This is a genomic window from Enterobacter sp. UNJFSC 003, assembly GCF_036903355.1.
Taxonomy (GTDB): Bacteria; Pseudomonadota; Gammaproteobacteria; order Enterobacterales; family Enterobacteriaceae; genus Enterobacter.
In genome coordinates, this window is record NZ_JBAKHK010000316.1 from 1 (window position 1) to 242 (window position 242).

General features: G+C 41.3%; 1 pseudogene. It reads right to left on the reverse strand.

The annotated features are described in order from the left end of the window. Positions 1-84: pseudogene (locus tag V5P19_RS24340) on the reverse strand (autoinducer); the annotation flags it as partial. Positions 85-242 lie beyond the last annotated feature (158 nt).

A 242-nucleotide genomic window follows, 5' to 3' on the forward strand; every position in this document is an offset into this window, starting at 1 on the left:
TTTCAGGACATTGACCCCTGAATACTGTTTATAAACCGAGCGGGCGCAAAGTAGCGGTAACGCGCGGGTATCACTCGTTTGCATATTTCCCCCGTTCAGTTTTGCAGGTGAGTTTTGAACAAATGTATTTCTGCTTTTAATTTGTTCATAACCTTAGGTGGACATTGCACATATTTCCGACGAATAGATCACAATTTATGCTATTTTGATTTTCACGGTTGCGTTTGTTCATGCTCGTAGAG